Genomic DNA, 15,992 nt, shown 5'->3' with positions numbered 1-15,992 from the left:
GTCTTGGGTTTTTGAAAGCTATGCAATGGAATGCTTCTGCCCTTTTTGCAGCTTATACATTTGATAATATTGCCCTTTTAATTTCATTAGTTCCTCATGATTCCCTTTCTCAACAATTTCTCCTTTTTCAAGCACTAAAATTTGATCCGCGTTTCTGATGGTTGAAAGCCGATGGGCAATGACAAATGTCGTGCGCCCTTGTTTCACTACATCCAGCGCCTTCTGGATCAGAGCCTCTGTCTCAGTATCAATATGCGCTGTTGCTTCATCCAAAATCAAAATGGCGGGATCGTACGCCAGAGCTCTTGCAAAGGAAATAAGCTGCCGCTCTCCCGATGATAGCGTGCTGCCTTTTTCAATGACAGGTTCGCTGATGCCTTTCGGAAGCTTTTCAAGAAGCGACTCAGCCCCGACTTGCCGCAGTGCTTCTATGATGTCTTCTTTTGAAATTCTTTCATCCTCCAGACTGACATTCGAACCAATTGTTCCTGAAAATAAATAAGGGTCCTGAAGCACAATTCCCATATGGGATCTAAGTTCCTGCCTTGACATGCTGTAAATGCTTCTCCCATCGATGAGCACATCCCCTTTTTGCGCATCATAAAAGCGGAAGAGGATATTTAAAATCGAGCTCTTGCCTGATCCGGTATGGCCGACAAGCGCTACAGTTTCGCTTTGTTGTGCTGTAAAGGAGATGTGTTTCAAAACATTTTCTCCTTCTTGGTAAGCAAATGATACGTCTCGAAATTCAACCCGCCCCAGCGCGCGCTCCTTCGCCGGTTCACCCGCTTCTTCCGTTTCCTTTTCTTCAAGCAGTTCAAAAACACGCCCGGCGGACACCCGCGCCAGTTCCAGTTTAGAAAACTGATTGACAATACCTGTAATCGGCTGGAATAAGCGGTTTAAGTAATCCACAAACGCGTACAGCACACCGATGGAAACAATTCCTGCCGCGTTTAGGCTTGCGCCGCCAAAATGCCAGATCAGACAAACAAACGCAAGGTTGCGGATAACATTCACAAGGTTGTGTGACATTAAAGAGTTTAAATTCAGCATCCTGTTCTGATAGTAATAATGAGATTCATTTAATTCCTCAAACTCTCTCATTGTTTCTTTTTGATGGCGAAAAGTTTGAATGATCGGCATCCCTTGAATGGACTCATTCATTTTTGCATTAATGTCACTATTGATCGAACGGATTTGATGATTATAATAGGAAGCGTATTTCCGGTAGATAATCGACCACAGCCAGATGATCGGCACAATCGCCAAGCATAAAAACGCGAGCTTTACATCCAGCAGGAACAACGCCGTAAATATCCCGATCATATAAATGCCGCTTGTCACAAACGTCGATAGCACTGTCACATATAAATCTCTGATTGCCTCGGTATCATTTGTAATTCTTGCGACTACTTTGCCCGCGGGAAGATTATCAAAATAACGGATCGGCAGTTTCTGAATGCGGGAAAACACATCCTGTCTCATCTTTTGAATAATGCGGTTGGCACTCATCTGCAATAAATAATGCTGCCCATATTGGAAAAATACCGAGAAGACAAGCAAACCGGCATACAGAAAAATGAGAAACGTCATCCCCTTCATTTCCGGCTTATAGAACTGAAAAATCTCCTGCTTTGTCAGCTGTTCAGCAGGATACGTCCGGCTTTCGTTCCTATTAGTGATCATCAGCTTTCCGTCAGAAACCGTTCTGTTCCCGTCAAAGCTGACAGCCTGATCAACGAAATAAAACGCCATTCCCACTTGATAAATATGCACTTCTTTCTCTTTAGCAGCCGATTCCTGCATCCGGTCCTCCCTGACGTAGGAAGTGCCGTTAAATTCAACTGCATTTTTATCTTTTTCTGAGACCTCATACCATGTTTTTTCAATGCCGAGAATGTGGTCGTCAATCATTTTTTTGCCGATAAACGGTCCGGCCAGCTCTGCCCCGACTGCAATCGCAAGCAACAGGACGGCAGTGATGAGCAATTTTTTATATAGGAGTGCGTATCTCCATAAGGTTTTTCCTGTCTTCATGCCCCTGCTCCCCCTTCTTCCACATTGAACAGCTGCTGCCTTTCGTATTGTTCCCGATACCATCCGTTATTGGCCATCAGCTCTTGATGTGTGCCTCTCTCAGAAATCACGCCGGCGTCCATCACAAGGATGAGATCGGCATGCTCCACAGCGGATAAACGGTGCGTCAGAATAAATGTCGTTTTCTCTTGGCGGTTTTTCCTGATATTGCTGATAATGGCCGCCTCCGTTTTCGCATCTACAGCGGAAAGAGAATCATCCAGGATTAAAATCTCCGGATTCGCCATCAGCGCCCTCGCGATTGAAATTCTTTGTTTTTGCCCTCCAGAGAGTGCGACACCTTTTTCACCCACCATTGTCTCCAGACCGGCCGGAAGCATTTGCAAGTCTTTTTCAAAATGAGCTTCTGAAACAGCCTTCTCTACCTCAGCATCACTTGCATCAAGCTTTCCGTACAAGATGTTTTCTTTTACAGACCGGGAAAACAGTAAATGATCCTGCGGCACATATCCGATCCACCCGCGGAGCCGATCAAGAGGAATCTGCTCAATCGGCACACCTGAACATGTGATGCTCCCTTCACCGGCTGGATACTGGCGCAAAAGCTGCTTAATGATCGTCGTTTTCCCGCTCCCAGTTTTACCGGCAATCCCGACAGTCTGCCCTTTTCGCACGGTAAAAGAAATATCCTGAATATTTACATTTGTTGAGCTTGGATATGTAAAGCTGACATGGCTGAAAACGATGTCTCCAGGCTCTTTTAGATCAGACGGCCGCTTCGGATCTGTCACGTCCGGTTCATAAGAAAGGGTTTCATTTACCCGATCTAAGGACGCGTTGCCGCGCTGCATCACATTAATTAATTCACCGATCGCAAACATCGGCCAAATCATCATGCCCAAATAGACATTAAAGGAAACAAGCTCGCCCAGCGTCAGCTCATTGCGGAAAACAAGAAACGCTCCATACCCCAGCCCAATCAGATAGCTGGCGCCGACAAGCAGCTTAACAGTCGGCTCAAACAGAGAATCGATAAAGGCTACCTTCATATTCTTCCGGTACACGTCGGCCGTCATTTCATTAAAACGGCGCTCATCATTCGTTTCCTGCACATAAGCTCGAATCACTCTCACACCAGAGACCGATTCGAGCACCCTGTCATTCAGCGCTCCGAAAGAATGTTGTGCCTCTGTAAACCTCTCATGAATTTTACTTCCGTATATGCTGATGGCAACAGCCATAATGGGTAGCGGTAGTATGGCTGCAAGCGTCAGTTTCCAGCTGATCAAAAATCCCATCGTCAAAAAGATCGTCATCATAAACATCGTGGAGTCGACTAATGTCAAAATGCCAAACCCCGTCGTTAAACTGACAGCCTGGAGATCATTTGTCCCCCGCGCCATTAAATCTCCTGTTCTGTATTTTTCATAAAACGGCGGTGCCATTTTCAGCAAATGACCCATCAGCTTAGAGCGGAGAATTTTCTCCATCACATTCGCTCCGCCGAACAGCTGGTGCATCCAAAAATAAGACATGATATACACCACCGCCGTCAAACCTAAAAATACGCTGACATAAAACAGCAGCCCGCCTGAGGTAAACTCCCCCGATTTCATATCGTCGATGGCGTTCCCCAACAGTTTAGGCGGAAACATCTCAAGTACATTTACACATAATAAAAGCACAATCGCAATCGTATAGCGCAGCCAGTAGGCTTTAAAAAACCAGCCCAGCTTTTTCAATACTGAAAACATCCATCCCCATCTCCTTTATCTCGTCAGCCGCCTTCTATTTTTTCCTTGCAGCTCTTTTCGTTCAGTTTGTCATAACCAATCCTCGCCTCTGTATTTGTCTTCACATCCGATACACCTGTCTTTCTTAAGATTTTGTATATAAAAAAGGCATGAAGCGTCAGCTCCATGCCTTTTGTTATCGATTATGCTGTACAGAGCGCTTTTCGGCGCGCGGATTAACCCAAATCAAAAAAACAGAATAAGGGTTTGCCGCGCCAATATGAAACTGTTCTGTAAGACATATCATTCCTTGGCATAGCAAACCCTCCATTCATTCTGATTTTTCACTCTTTTTTCATAATATAAACAAAACCTTTTTTTGTCAATCATTACTACCGAGAAAAAGATTAAATAGATTTTATTTCGGGTATTGTATTGTACGACGTTTTTGAAAGGGTGAGAATGATGTTTCATGCTGACCGTATTATTGTTGCGTTTGACGGAAGTGAAAACAGTAAGAAAGCGCTTCAGACAGCCATTGATCTTGCGAAAACGGTAAATGCAGCCATTACAGTCGCCCATTCACATGATATGAAAGACAACCAGACCATCATCGACCCGCCGAGGCCCGCAGCAGGGGCAAGCTATATTGGCGGAGGCATGACAAGTGTTCCTGATCCGCTGATATCAGATGTTGCACCACCGGAGCCAATGATTTATGAAGACCGTACGGAAGAAGTCATCGCCGAAGCCAGAATGATGCTGAATGATCAGCTGACAGAGGGAGATATCGATATATTAGAAGGTGACCCGGCTGAATCAATTATCGAGCATGCCAACCGGGTTTCAGCCGATCTGATTGTAACCGGAAGCAGAGACCAAAACAGACTGAAGAAACTTTTGTTTGGAAGTGTAAGTGAAAAGCTTTCGGCGAAATCAGACATACCGGTTCTGATCGTAAAGTGAGCACGCCATGTGCTCGCTTTTTTAAATTCATAATTGTGAAAAAACACGGATTTTCGTTTTTTTCTGATATAATGCTTTCGTGCCCAAAAGCACAAAAGCATTAAAGAAAATGGTGGGGTGTTGTTTTGGATTCTCAAAAAAAGCTGACGTTTCCGTTAGCCGTCGGTTTATTTATATTCATGTTAGGAGTCATTATCTCCTGCTTATTTTTTCTTCATACAGAACCGCATATCCCGCTGTTCCTATGCGTTGTCCTGCTTTCAGCAGCCGGTTTATGGTACGGTTTTTCCTGGAACAGCCTTGAAAAAGGAATTGTAAACGGGATTAAAAACGGTGTACAGCCGATTATCGTTCTGGCGCTGATCGGTATCTTAATCGGCGCTTGGATGTACAGCGGCGCCATACCGTCCGTTACTGTTTATGCATTGTCCTTTATTGAACCGAGCCACCTTCTTTTGACTGCTTTGTTTTCCTGCATGATCATCAGCACACTTGTCGGCTCAAGCCTGACAACAGTAAGTACAATTGGCGTGGCACTGATCGGCGTGGCAAGCGCGGCAGGCGTTCCGCTCGAATGGACGGCAGGGGCAGTCATTTGCGGAGCCTGCTTTGGTGATAAAATGTCACCGATGTCGGATACAACAAATTTTGCTGCGGGTATAGGCGAAATATCGATCTTTGAACACATTCGCCACATGATGGGCACAACCATTCCCGCCTTGCTGATCACTGTTGTCCTTTTTTACTTTCTTGGTTTATCAGTCTCAGCGGACGCTGCTTCAACAGATGATATTGCACACGTTATTGCCGGAATAAAAGATGCAGCAAATGTCACACCGTGGACGATTCTTTCTCCGCTCTTAGTTGTTTTGCTGGCGATTAAGCGCGTGTCCGTTATTCCCGTTCTGACTGCGGGTATTATTTCCTCGGGAATTTTGACAGCCATTTTCGTTCCCGACAGCAGCATTCAGGCTTTTATGTCAGCCCTGCAAAATGGCACCATGTTCGAAACTGACAATGAGGCAGCCGCTAAAATCATCAACAGAGGCGGACTGCAATCCATGATGGGCTCAGTTTCTCTTATTATGATCGCTTTTGCACTCGGCGGTTTAATGGAGAAAATCGGCCTGATCTCCGCACTATTGGAGGGTGTGATGAAAGGAATCCGTTCAAAGGGCAGTCTCATTGCATCAACTGTCTGCTCAAGTATCGGTGTCAATCTTGCAACAGGCGAACAGTACTTATCTATATTAATACCAGGACAATCTTTTAAGTCTTTATATGACAAACAAAACATTCAGCGGAAGTTTTTATCAAGATCATTAGAGGACGGCGGAACCTTAATTAATCCATTGATCCCTTGGGGCGTCAGCGGGGCTTTTATGGCAACCGCGCTTGGTGTTCCCGTCATTGATTATATCCCATTTGCATTCTTCCTCTATATATCCCCGATGATCTCGATTTTAGTTGGATATGTAAAAAAATAAAAAGAGCGCCGCTTGCAAAGCGGGCTCTTTTTTACCATTAAAATGATACGCGGGCTGCCTGCTGAATGCATTCTTGAAAAGCCGCCTGCAGCTGTTTTGTCACCGGTCCGGGCACTCCGCTTCCAACTGATTTCCCATCAAGCGTCACAACCGGAATAATTTCTGCCGTCGTGGAAGAAATAAAGATTTCGTCCGCCTGTCTCAGCTCTTCCTCAGTAACGGGCTTTTCATCAAGCTCTATGCCGTTCTTTACGATGAGATCCAAAATATTCTTTCGTGTAATCCCATTTAGAATCATTCGGTTAGCTGGATGCGTCCGCACCGTACCGTTTAAAACGGCATAAACATTAGAAGATGTACCTTCTGTAACAATTCCGTCTCTTATTAAAATGCCTTCAAATGCTCCCGCTTCATAAGCTTTCTGTTTTGCCATCACATTATACAGTAAATTCAGACTTTTAATATCACATCTCAGCCAGCGAAGATCCTCATCCGTGATGGCAGAAACGCCATATGCCTGCTCCTGTTCAGGCTTTTTAACAGAAAATGTATAGGCAGTCGTCTGCGGCTTAAGCCCCGCTTCATATTGGTGTTTTCGCGGAGCAACCCCTCTGGTGGTTTGAATGTAAACCGCTCCGTCGCTGACCGCATTTTCCTGCACAAGCTTTTGCAGGTCCCACTCTAAATCTTCTAAACTGAACGGCAGTGAAATTCCGATCTCAGCCGCGCTTCTGAATAAACGCTCCGCATGCTCGCGTAAGCCGAATAATACTCCTTTATACACCCTGATAACCTCGTAGATTCCGTCTCCAAACTGATAACCGCGATCTTCCACATCAATGGATGCCTCGTTCCGCTCCACCAGCTGGCCATTAACTAAAATCTTCATATAAGCCCTCCCTTTTTCGTATTTATCATGATGTCTAATCAAGCTGTCATTGTCACTCATTCTACCATATCAAACCAGCTGAAAAACAGAAAGATCAAGAGCTCGATAGCTGGGAAGGAGATTATTTTTTCCTTAAAATCTGACATTTCGACATTTTTTCTATGTTCTTTCCAGTTTTATTCCTGTATACTTGACTCGTAATACATAGGTTGTAAACAATGGCACCTTCAGAGCTGCCAATACAGCGGTATGTAGAGATTTTATGCCACTGGAGAGATTGATATGCGACAAACGAGAGGAGACGCTTCTCCTTCTGCAGTTTCGCTTGCTTTTAAATTTGCAAGTTTAGCAGTTTTATGTGTGCTGCTTTTGCTTATGGTGATTTTAGGTTATTCCAATAGCTCCTCGAAAGCAAAAGAAATCACTGTCACAACAAACAGCCAGCTTCGTGATGAGAAGGAAAGCCTGAAGCTGAAAGACGACTCCCCAGGCCTGCTGATAAAACATTTGCAGACCGAACAAAATATGGGAGACAAAACGGTTTACTTAACATTCGATGATGGCCCATCAGCCTATACAAACCGCTTGCTGGACGTATTGAAAAGCGCCGATGTAAAGGCGACATTTTTTATGCTGTCACCGCGAATGAACGAATTCAAACACGCGGTTAAAAGGGCCGAAAATGAAGGGCATGCACTCGGCTTACACGGAGTCACGCATAATAACAAATTGTTTTATCAAACGCCGACATCGCCGCTAAAAGAAATGCAGCAGGCGCGTGACACACTGGAAAGCATTACAGGCTATCGCACCGATCTCGTCAGAACGCCCTACGGGAGCAAGCCGTCTCTTACAGATTCACAAATTCGCAATCTAGAAAAAGACGGTTTTGTATACTGGGATTGGACGATTGACAGCATGGACTGGAAATACCGCAACTCAACATACGTAGCAGAAGTACTGCAGCAGCTTGACAATATGGAACACAGCCATTCAAATCGGCCGTATGTGATTCTCATGCACGATCTTCCTGCTACAGTAAACGCACTGCCGGTGCTCATCCATAAACTGAAAGAAAAGGGCTATTCCTTCGGTGTGTTAAAAAACACAATGGTTCCTGTTCACGAATAAAAAAGTGAGGCGCTTATCTGCGGCCTCACTTTTTTATTCCCAAGCTCCGGGCAAACTCTCCGATTTTTTGATGGATGACGAAATCAAACAAACTGTCGCAGTACGTCGGCTCCAGGTTAATAATAGCTTTATTAATGCCTGGAATCCGGCTTGCATCCTCAGGCACAAATCTGGCGGGAGCAACTTCAAGAGACGTGCCGATTACCAATAATAGGTCGGCTTTATCCAGCTTTTCATAAAGCGTGTCAAAATGCAAAACGGCATCGCCAAACAGAACGACATCGGTTTTTAATACCGTTCCGCACACCTCACCGTCATGTCCGACCGCAGTACACTCCGGCACATCATGCTTCAGCAAATGAGGGAGATCATATCGGGCGCAGCATGAGAGACAGCTCGCTGTTTGGATAGAGCCATGCAATTCGTATACATGTCTGCTGCCGGCTTTTCTATGAAGGCCGTCAATGTTTTGTGTGAATATATCCACCTGCTTCCCTTGTTTCTCCAGTTCAGCCAAAAGCAAATGCCCTTCATTCGGTTCAAAGCTCCCGCTCAACTTCATTTGAAACAATTCTTTGAACTTTGGCCAAAACAGACGCGGTTGGCTTAAAAAATAATCGAGGCTCATCGCCTCCATCCTTGAGGCATCCTCAGTCCAGATGCCGCCGGCTGAGCGAAAATCGGGTATGCCTGATTCTGTGCTCATTCCCGCTCCGGTCAGCACGACAATTCGCTGTGCTTCATTCAGCATGTTTCTGAATGCTTCCAATTCAACACCGCCTTACAGTCATGTTTTCTCTTATTTTACCATGAAAAAGACTTCGCCTCTTTGCAGACGAAGTCTTTCTTTTTTATGCCCGTTCCTTTTCCTCTTTATTTAGATTCACTTGAAACGGATCGTTTTGGTGCTTTTGCTTTACAACAACCATTTGGCCGGGATATGCAAACTCGACACCCTCTGCGCCAAGGATTTCGATGATTTTATAGTTGATGTCCTCTCTAATATCGAGGTTTTCAGCCCAAACCGTTGTTTTTGTATAGAAGTTGAAAAATAAATTGTAATAGCTGTCGGCAAACGTATCAAAATTGACCATGATCGTTTCATTATGAACGCCCTCATGCTCTAAGAGCATTGTTCTGAGAGAACGAATAGAGCGTTCAAGGTTCTCAATTGGCGTAGCGTAGGATACATGAATGGAAAACGTAATCTGGCGCTTGGTCATTCTCGTCCAGTTCGTGATGGCTTCCATCGACAGCGTGGAATTTGGCACCGTTACTAGCGCACCCTGCGCTGTTCTGAATCTTGTGCTTCTGAAGGTAATATCCTCTACAGATCCTGTCACTGTCGCCGTTTCCACCCAATCACCGATTGTAAACGGTTTTTCAGTGATAATGATGATCCCGCCAAAGAAGTTGCTGATCGTGTCTTTCGCAGCTAGCGCAAAAGCCAATCCGCCAAGCCCAAGACCAGCCACAAACCCATTGACGTCATAATTAAATTCCTGGGCGATCACGCTCACACTGAGCGCTATAATGACAAAACGGAGCAGTTTAGACAAAAACGGCGCCAGAATGTCATCCATATCCAGTTCGAAGCGCTGATTCACTTTATGAAAAATAAAAGATGATGTAGCAGTCAAATTACAAAGCCCCCAGCACAACAGCGCTACAATCAGGGAGCGATATATTTTGCTGATCAGCGGCATCTGCTCATCTAAAAACGGTGAATAACGGATCGCCAAAAACAGCCCTAAGGCAACAAAAAACCATCTGGCAGGCTTATCGAATGCCACAACCACCTGTTTAAAAATTTCAGTTTTCGGTTTGTTTGTCATATTAAACAGCAAATTAAAGAGATATCTTGTAAACAGTTTTCTTAGTATAAGAAACAACAGCAAAATTGCCAAACTGATGCCGGTTTGAATGATTTTATCAAGCGTGAAATATTGCTGCAGATAATCTAGCATGGCAGTCTCCCCTCTATCCCATTCGAATGTTTATTATACTAAAACATTCGGCAAAATGCTCCTCTAAATGTCTTCTTTATAACATACAAAACCCCGGCGGAGCGCCGGGGCAATTTCTCATTTTAACCATTCAGCCAGATTCAATAGGGACAGTCACTTACTTTTTTTCGTTTGTGTCTGATCAAGGAGAGTTGCTTTTTGCATTTCAGCATCTGTTTCGGCCTTAATTCTTTCCTCCACTCTGATTCTCCCTTTTCCCATGATCTCGCCTCCTTTTTTGCTATTATAAAGTAACAGAATATTTTGTGAATATGTCGAAAGCACTATTTTTCTGTAGAAGTATGCTTGGATACGATGGGTGTTCCTGTTTCAGTTATACGTTGCGGTCAGCCTGGACTATTCAACTATGACAGAAAAAAATTCACAAGTTGGTATCGCGGCGCATATATGGATTTGATACAATAACAGAAATGCCCATATGAGGAGCTGACAAGCTTGTACACCATTGCCCACCGCGGAGCATCCGGCTACGCTCCCGAAAATACAATTGCTGCATTTGATCTCGCGGCAGAAATGAATGCAGATATGATTGAGCTGGATGTCCAGCTTACAAAAGACAGGCAGATTGTCGTTATACACGATGACAGAGTGGACCGGACAACAAACGGCTCAGGCTTTGTTAAGGATTTTACACTGAAGGAGCTGCAGGCACTTGATGCAGGAAGCTGGTACGGCCCCGCTTTTCAAGGAGAAAAAATCCCAACTCTTGAGACGGTGCTCAAGCGCTACCACAAAAAAATCGGCCTTTTAATTGAACTAAAGGGTCACCCTTCGCAAATCGGGATTGAAGAAGAAGTGGGACAGCTGTTAGGACAATTTTCTTTTTCTATTAACAATATTGTTCAATCCTTTGGTTTCCGTTCCATCCAAAGGTTCCGCGAGCTTTATCCATCGATTCCGACAGCCGTTATTACAAGACCGAATTTTGGCATGCTGTCCAGAAATCAGCTGAAAGCCTGCAAAGCTTTCGCAAATTATATCAATATCAAATACACACGTCTCAATCGTCTCATGATCGCTTCCGCCCATAAAAATGGATTAAAAGTGTTTGCATGGACAGTAAAGCATCAGAAAACAGCAGCCAAACTGCAGGCCATGGGCGTTGACGGGATTGTCACAGACTACCCGGACTACGTATTAAAGGATGGAAAACATGAATAGATATAGTGCAGTTTTTATTGGAGGCGCCCTTGGCGCTTGTCTCCGATACGGATGTAACATCGGCATAAACAATAATATATTTCCGGCTGCAACTTGGCTGGAGAACGCGGCAGGCAGCCTTCTTTTAGGCATTCTGACCGGTTTTTTTATGATTAGGGCGAAACGGCCTTTGCTATCGGCTTTTTTAGGCACCGGTTTTTGCGGAGGCTTTACAACCATGTCAACGTTTTCTAAAGAAACGGTCATGCTGTTGCAATCTCATTCGTCATTAGCTGTTTTGTATATGGCGGTCTCATTCATATCCGGAATCGGGCTTGCACTCTTCGGCGTTTTGGCAGGACGGCGAATAGCCCAATTTCAATTAGGAAAGGAGCGGAAGCAATGATGACACTGTCTGGTATTTTCGCAGCGGGAGGACTCGGTGCTGTGCTGCGTTTTTGGCTTGGCAACATCATAACATCTAAAACGCAAAGCCTTCGTTTTCCAGTCGGCATATTGACCGTTAATATACTGGGTGCCCTCGGTCTTGGGCTTTTTACAGGGCTTCATGTGACAAATTCATCTGCAGCACTCATCATCGGCACCGGCTTTTTTGGCGCCTTTACCACATTTTCCACTTTCAGCGTTGAAAGTGTTCAGCTCTTGCTGGCCAAGCGTGTAAAGGAAAGCATCCTATACATCGTTGTAACGCTTTGCGGGTCCCTTTTGGCATTTTGGTGCGGCTGGATGCTGCTGACATAAAAAAACCTTGAGCTTATTTCTCGCTCAAGGTTGCACTGTTCAGCATGACCGGCTCGGGCATCGGCAGCGTATGGTGGGCCGTAATCCCGGTTGTCTGGCTGATTTCTTCTTTTATATCTATTTGCTTAATCAAACGGCCATCCATCTTCAGCACCTTTATTGTATATGATCCGATGCGAATGGATTCGCCAGCCTCAATATCAATGTTTTCTTTCAATATCAGCCCGCCGATAGTGTCCACGTCTTCTTGAATCGACGCGCCGAGAAGGCTGTTCACCTGATCCATGCGAACCTTTCCATCCATAACATAATGGCGGTCGCCAAGCTTTTGAATCAACGGCTGTTCGTCTTCATCAAATTCATCTCTGATCTCGCCGACGATTTCTTCAAGAATGTCCTCTGTCGTGACAAGCCCCGAGGTTCCGCCATATTCATCCGACAAAATCGCCATATGAATGCGTTCACGCTGCATTTTAATCAGCAGATCATGAACCGGAATTGTTTCAATGACTTCGATCACTGGCCGCACATACGGATGGATCGTCATTTTCATTCTTTCCTCTTCTGTCATAAACAGCAAGTCAGAAAACAAATGCTTCGTATTGACCAAGCCGATGACACTGTCTTTGTCCCCATCTGTGACAGGCCAGCGGGTGTATTTTTCTTTCAGCAAAACCTCCAGCATCTCAGCCATTGTCATATCCGTTGATACAGCGGCCATTTCCTTCCGCGGTATCATAATTTCTTTGGCAATGCGGTTATCAAATTCAAATATCTTATTCACATATTTATATTCAGACGGATTAATCTCTCCGTTTTTTAAACTCTCAGACAACAGCATTCTGAGTTCTTCTTCAGAATGAGAACCCTCATGTTCTGACGCCGGCTTCAAACCAAACATGCCGCATAAAAGCCGCGCCGATCCATTCAGGATCCAAATAAACGGAAACAGAAGCAAATAAAATAGTCGCAACGGACCCGCTATCAGCAAGGTTAGCTGTTCAGCCTTTTGAATCGCGACCGTTTTCGGGGCCAGTTCACCTACAACAACATGCAGAAATGTAATCAAGCCGTACGCGACTGCAAAAGAGACTGCATGAGAAACCGATTCCGGCAGGCCGAGCGGTTCAAACAATGGATGCAGCAGCCGTTCAAATGCCGGCTCCCCCAGCACGCCGAGTCCAATTGATGTCACTGTAATGCCCAGCTGGGATGCAGATAAATATTCATCCAAATCTGTAATGACACGCTTTGCGAGTATCGCCCGTTTGTTTCCTTCTGTTATAAGCTGATCAATTTTGGATCTCCTTACTCTAACAATCGCAAACTCACTTGCGACGAAAAATGCAGTTAAAGCAATGAGCACACCAATTAAACTCAGACTGTCAATATCGTCCATTTAACCTTATCCCCTCATTAAAGGATAAGGAGTCACCTCCTGATATAATCATTTTTCCTTAACATTGAGGTACGCGGTGTATTGTTGCCTAAGCAGAGGGCCCCATCATACCACCTCCAAGTCAAAGTTTGATTATAAATTGTATATTTTATTGTAACACAACTCATTCCAAAAATGATTTTTAATTTTTAGACTTCTATCATAGGATAGCCTATTGATTCATCTGGCCAGCAGGTTCTTGATATCCGTACATATCCTTTCAAGACGATGCAAAGATTATTGGCAAGGTGCTGTTCACTGAAATATCGGACATATATCTGTTTTTCAAGCTGAAGCTCGTACGGCTCATTCGCTCGTATCTGCTTCGGCGACGTGCATAGGATAAGATCATGACGTGTGCTTTTAAATGCTTACTAGATGTGTCTGGTCACACAACACAGGCAAGGGCCAGGAATGGGCTCGACCAGTTTGCGTTATAAACGGTTTCTATCTTCAGGCCGGCTCTGCTGTTATGGTTGAATTTGGCGGTTTATTCGAGGGAGAGATAAAATCAGGAATTGAAAAACGGGCCAAAGCCTGGGGCATACGGCAAATAAAAAAAGATAACAGCCTCGGGATCGCTGTTATCTTTTTGTGCGAGATGGCTTATAAAAAATCTTTATATAAGGCGGTAAAAATGTCGCGTGATTGTTTGATTTGCTCCAGCGGCACACTGAAGGATAAACGGAAGTGCCCTTTCATCCCAAAACCGCTGCTCGGCACAATTAACAATTTATACTTTTGCGCTGCATGCACACAAAATGCGACTTCATCTTCAATTGGCGACTTCGGAAAAACGAAGAAACCGCCTTTTGGCATTTCAAATTCAAAGCCGGCTTCCTTTAAAATGTCAACCATGACATCTCTGCGTTCTTTATAAGCGCTTGCGTCTATTCTTAAATCATCCATTCTCGCCACAGCCCGCTGCATCATGACAGGTGCATTTACAAACCCAAGTGTTCGATTGCAGTACACAAAAGCATTTATCAAAAGGTCGGCATCCGGCATGCTGCTGTCTAAGCCGATATAACCGAGCCGCTCCCCTGCTATGCCGAGGTCCTTACTGAATGAACTCGCCAAAATGACACGATGATACGATTGAAACGGATTTGCCAGTTCTTCATCATAAATCAGCTGACTGTACGGTTCATCAAACAGTACATAGATGGTTTGGCCGTTTGTCTCTTCAATCTCTTTTAACAGAGCGCCTAGATCATCTATATTTTTCTGGCTGAGTACGGTTCCTGTCGGGTTATGAGGTGTATTCAGAATGAGTCCTTTCGTCTGCGGGGTAATCGCCTGCCTTACCGCTTCAATGTCAATCTCGAACCGGGCTGTCAGCGGGCAGCTGACAGCCTTACCCCCATAGTTCTCAATATACAATTTATATTCTGCAAAAAAAGGAGCGAGAATGATGACCTCTTCTCCCGGATTTAATATACTTTTTAGCGCCACATTCAATGCGCCGCCCGCACCTACTGTCATGACAACACGCTCAGCTGAAAACTCGGCAGCAAAGCGCCCGGCCAGAAATTGCGCGACTTTTTCTCTAGCTTCAGGAAGGCCCTGATTTTGTATGTATCCGTGATTTCCTTTTTCAGCTTCTTCTATTAATGCTCTCGTAAAGGCTTCAGGCGGTTCAACGACCGGGTTGCCGATTGAAAAATCAAACACCTGGTCATTTCCGAACTCTTTCTTCAGTCTCGCTCCTTCATCGAACAGCTTTCGAATCCACGATCCTTTATTTAGGTTCTCTTCAATTTCCCGCGATAAACCAGCCAATCTCATCTGTCCCTTCTGCACATATAAATTGAACTTTCTATCTATCTATGTTACTTCAACCAGAATTCGGATGCCACTTTTTCCATATCCGGCTTCCCGAAAAAACAATAAACTTGTGTAAGGCACCCTTCATATATTAAACTATTCTCATAACTATAACGTGATGGTTGGGAGGGATTTAGATGGGGCTGAGACTTATCGTATCAGTGAACTAGCGGCACTTGCCGGAGTAACGAAACGAACAGTTGATTATTATACGAATCTTGGTCTGCTGACGCCGGCCAGATCCTGTTCAAATTATCGTTACTACGATGAAAACGCACTTAAACGACTCATATTTATTGTAGATTGCAAGCAGCAGCGATTGGCCCTGTCCGATATTAAAGATCGACTGGAGAACCAGTTTCCCTCTTCAGCCATAGATCATGATGAAATTGGAAATCTGGCATCTGAAATTGATTATATGAATCAAAACATCTCCGGAATCTTGCATCGGTTTGAACGGCTGAAGCCTGAGGATCGTGACGAGCTGAAAAGCAAACTTACGCCCGAAAAGCTCGCCGTGTTCCAATCATTTATGCTGCTGTTAAGTTAAAA

Annotated in this window: 15 protein-coding genes; 7 read left to right on the top strand and 8 right to left on the bottom strand. The window is 44.6% G+C overall.

Annotated features, from left to right (window positions below; translation table 11 throughout):
• Positions 1-18: 18 nt before the first annotated feature.
• A complete protein-coding gene (locus tag LJF29_RS06565; RefSeq protein WP_229147664.1) occupies positions 19-2,040 on the bottom strand; it encodes an ABC transporter ATP-binding protein in 2,022 nt (673 codons plus the stop codon).
• Entirely contained in the window at positions 2,037-3,794 is a 1,758-nt protein-coding gene (locus LJF29_RS06560; RefSeq protein ID WP_229147657.1) for an ABC transporter ATP-binding protein, read from the bottom strand. Before LJF29_RS06560 ends, LJF29_RS06565 begins: the two co-directional genes overlap by 4 nt.
• Positions 3,795-4,238: 444 nt before the next feature.
• On the opposite strand from LJF29_RS06560, the gene LJF29_RS06555 reads away from it, so the two are divergent.
• Together LJF29_RS06555 and nhaC are read left to right on the top strand one after the other, a co-directional pair.
• A complete protein-coding gene (locus LJF29_RS06555) occupies positions 4,239-4,739 on the top strand; it encodes a universal stress protein (RefSeq protein ID WP_010333566.1) in 501 nt (166 codons plus the stop codon).
• 125 nt (positions 4,740-4,864) lie between these two features.
• Complete coding sequence (gene nhaC, locus LJF29_RS06550; protein WP_229147655.1) at positions 4,865-6,226, top strand: Na+/H+ antiporter NhaC; 1,362 nt, start codon at positions 4,865-4,867, stop codon at positions 6,224-6,226.
• Between the two features lie 37 nt (positions 6,227-6,263).
• On the opposite strand, the gene dat is transcribed toward nhaC, so the two are convergent.
• Complete coding sequence (gene dat, locus LJF29_RS06545) at positions 6,264-7,115, bottom strand: D-amino-acid transaminase (RefSeq protein WP_010333564.1); 852 nt, start codon at positions 7,113-7,115, stop codon at positions 6,264-6,266.
• A 282-nt stretch (positions 7,116-7,397) separates the two neighbouring features.
• On the opposite strand from dat, the gene LJF29_RS06540 reads away from it, so the two are divergent.
• The gene (locus LJF29_RS06540) at positions 7,398-8,246 is read left to right on the top strand and encodes a polysaccharide deacetylase family protein (protein WP_229147654.1); all 849 of its coding nucleotides are present in this window, start codon (positions 7,398-7,400) and stop codon (positions 8,244-8,246) included.
• Between the two features lie 25 nt (positions 8,247-8,271).
• On the opposite strand, the gene LJF29_RS06535 is transcribed toward LJF29_RS06540, so the two are convergent.
• The 3 genes from LJF29_RS06535 to LJF29_RS06525 all read right to left on the bottom strand — a co-directional run bounded on the left by LJF29_RS06535 (position 8,272) and on the right by LJF29_RS06525 (position 10,474).
• Positions 8,272-9,015, bottom strand: a complete 744-nt coding sequence (locus tag LJF29_RS06535; RefSeq protein ID WP_229147653.1) for an NAD-dependent protein deacylase — start codon at positions 9,013-9,015, stop codon at positions 8,272-8,274.
• Positions 9,016-9,097: 82 nt separating this feature from the next.
• Positions 9,098-10,213 (bottom strand): small-conductance mechanosensitive channel protein MscY, encoded by a 1,116-nt coding sequence (mscY, locus tag LJF29_RS06530; protein ID WP_010333561.1) that lies wholly within the window; start codon positions 10,211-10,213, stop codon positions 9,098-9,100.
• 153 nt (positions 10,214-10,366) lie between these two features.
• On the bottom strand, positions 10,367-10,474 hold the full coding sequence (locus LJF29_RS06525) for a YhdX family protein (protein WP_003224203.1): 108 nt from the start codon (positions 10,472-10,474) through the stop codon (positions 10,367-10,369).
• A gap of 234 nt (positions 10,475-10,708) precedes the next feature.
• Here LJF29_RS06525 and LJF29_RS06520 point away from each other — a divergent pair, with 234 nt between their 5' ends.
• From LJF29_RS06520 to crcB, 3 genes are read left to right on the top strand one after another with little or no spacing between them, the layout of a single operon-like run.
• A complete protein-coding gene (locus tag LJF29_RS06520; protein WP_229147652.1) occupies positions 10,709-11,434 on the top strand; it encodes a glycerophosphodiester phosphodiesterase in 726 nt (241 codons plus the stop codon).
• A complete protein-coding gene (locus tag LJF29_RS06515; protein ID WP_229147651.1) occupies positions 11,427-11,819 on the top strand; it encodes a fluoride efflux transporter FluC in 393 nt (130 codons plus the stop codon). Before LJF29_RS06520 ends, LJF29_RS06515 begins: the two co-directional genes overlap by 8 nt.
• Positions 11,819-12,175: a fluoride efflux transporter CrcB gene (gene crcB / locus LJF29_RS06510; protein WP_229148168.1), complete on the top strand. Its 357-nt coding sequence runs from the start codon at positions 11,819-11,821 to the stop codon at positions 12,173-12,175. Before LJF29_RS06515 ends, crcB begins: the two co-directional genes overlap by 1 nt.
• Positions 12,176-12,188: 13 nt before the next feature.
• Here crcB and LJF29_RS06505 read toward each other — a convergent pair whose 3' ends face one another.
• Together LJF29_RS06505 and LJF29_RS06500 are read right to left on the bottom strand one after the other, a co-directional pair.
• A complete protein-coding gene (locus LJF29_RS06505; protein WP_229147650.1) occupies positions 12,189-13,574 on the bottom strand; it encodes a hemolysin family protein in 1,386 nt (461 codons plus the stop codon).
• Positions 13,575-14,219: 645 nt separating this feature from the next.
• Complete coding sequence (locus LJF29_RS06500; protein ID WP_229147646.1) at positions 14,220-15,401, bottom strand: pyridoxal phosphate-dependent aminotransferase; 1,182 nt, start codon at positions 15,399-15,401, stop codon at positions 14,220-14,222.
• Positions 15,402-15,558: 157 nt separating this feature from the next.
• Here LJF29_RS06500 and LJF29_RS06495 point away from each other — a divergent pair, with 157 nt between their 5' ends.
• Positions 15,559-15,990: a MerR family transcriptional regulator gene (locus tag LJF29_RS06495; protein ID WP_010333555.1), complete on the top strand. Its 432-nt coding sequence runs from the start codon at positions 15,559-15,561 to the stop codon at positions 15,988-15,990.
• Positions 15,991-15,992 lie beyond the last annotated feature (2 nt).

This window comes from Bacillus sp. LBG-1-113 (genome assembly GCF_020708615.1).
GTDB classification, from domain to species: domain Bacteria; phylum Bacillota; class Bacilli; order Bacillales; family Bacillaceae; genus Bacillus; species Bacillus mojavensis.
Note: the sequence above shows the minus strand (reverse complement) of the source record. Positions and strands in the feature narration are given on the sequence as shown.

Excerpts from the sequence above, each read along its gene's own strand:
- LJF29_RS06565 (WP_229147664.1), bottom strand. The coding sequence starts at position 2,040 with ATGAAGACAGGAAAAACCTTATGGAGATACGCACTCCTATATAAAAAA.
- LJF29_RS06560 (WP_229147657.1), bottom strand. The coding sequence starts at position 3,794 with ATGTTTTCAGTATTGAAAAAGCTGGGCTGGTTTTTTAAAGCCTACTGG.
- LJF29_RS06555 (WP_010333566.1), top strand. The coding sequence starts at position 4,239 with ATGTTTCATGCTGACCGTATTATTGTTGCGTTTGACGGAAGTGAAAAC.
- dat (WP_010333564.1), bottom strand. The coding sequence starts at position 7,115 with ATGAAGATTTTAGTTAATGGCCAGCTGGTGGAGCGGAACGAGGCATCC.
- LJF29_RS06540 (WP_229147654.1), top strand. The coding sequence starts at position 7,398 with ATGCGACAAACGAGAGGAGACGCTTCTCCTTCTGCAGTTTCGCTTGCT.
- mscY (WP_010333561.1), bottom strand. The coding sequence starts at position 10,213 with ATGCTAGATTATCTGCAGCAATATTTCACGCTTGATAAAATCATTCAA.
- LJF29_RS06525 (WP_003224203.1), bottom strand. The coding sequence starts at position 10,474 with ATGGGAAAAGGGAGAATCAGAGTGGAGGAAAGAATTAAGGCCGAAACA.
- LJF29_RS06515 (WP_229147651.1), top strand. The coding sequence starts at position 11,427 with ATGAATAGATATAGTGCAGTTTTTATTGGAGGCGCCCTTGGCGCTTGT.
- crcB (WP_229148168.1), top strand. The coding sequence starts at position 11,819 with ATGACACTGTCTGGTATTTTCGCAGCGGGAGGACTCGGTGCTGTGCTG.
- LJF29_RS06505 (WP_229147650.1), bottom strand. The coding sequence starts at position 13,574 with ATGGACGATATTGACAGTCTGAGTTTAATTGGTGTGCTCATTGCTTTA.
- LJF29_RS06500 (WP_229147646.1), bottom strand. The coding sequence starts at position 15,401 with ATGAGATTGGCTGGTTTATCGCGGGAAATTGAAGAGAACCTAAATAAA.
- LJF29_RS06495 (WP_010333555.1), top strand. The coding sequence starts at position 15,559 with ATGGTTGGGAGGGATTTAGATGGGGCTGAGACTTATCGTATCAGTGAA.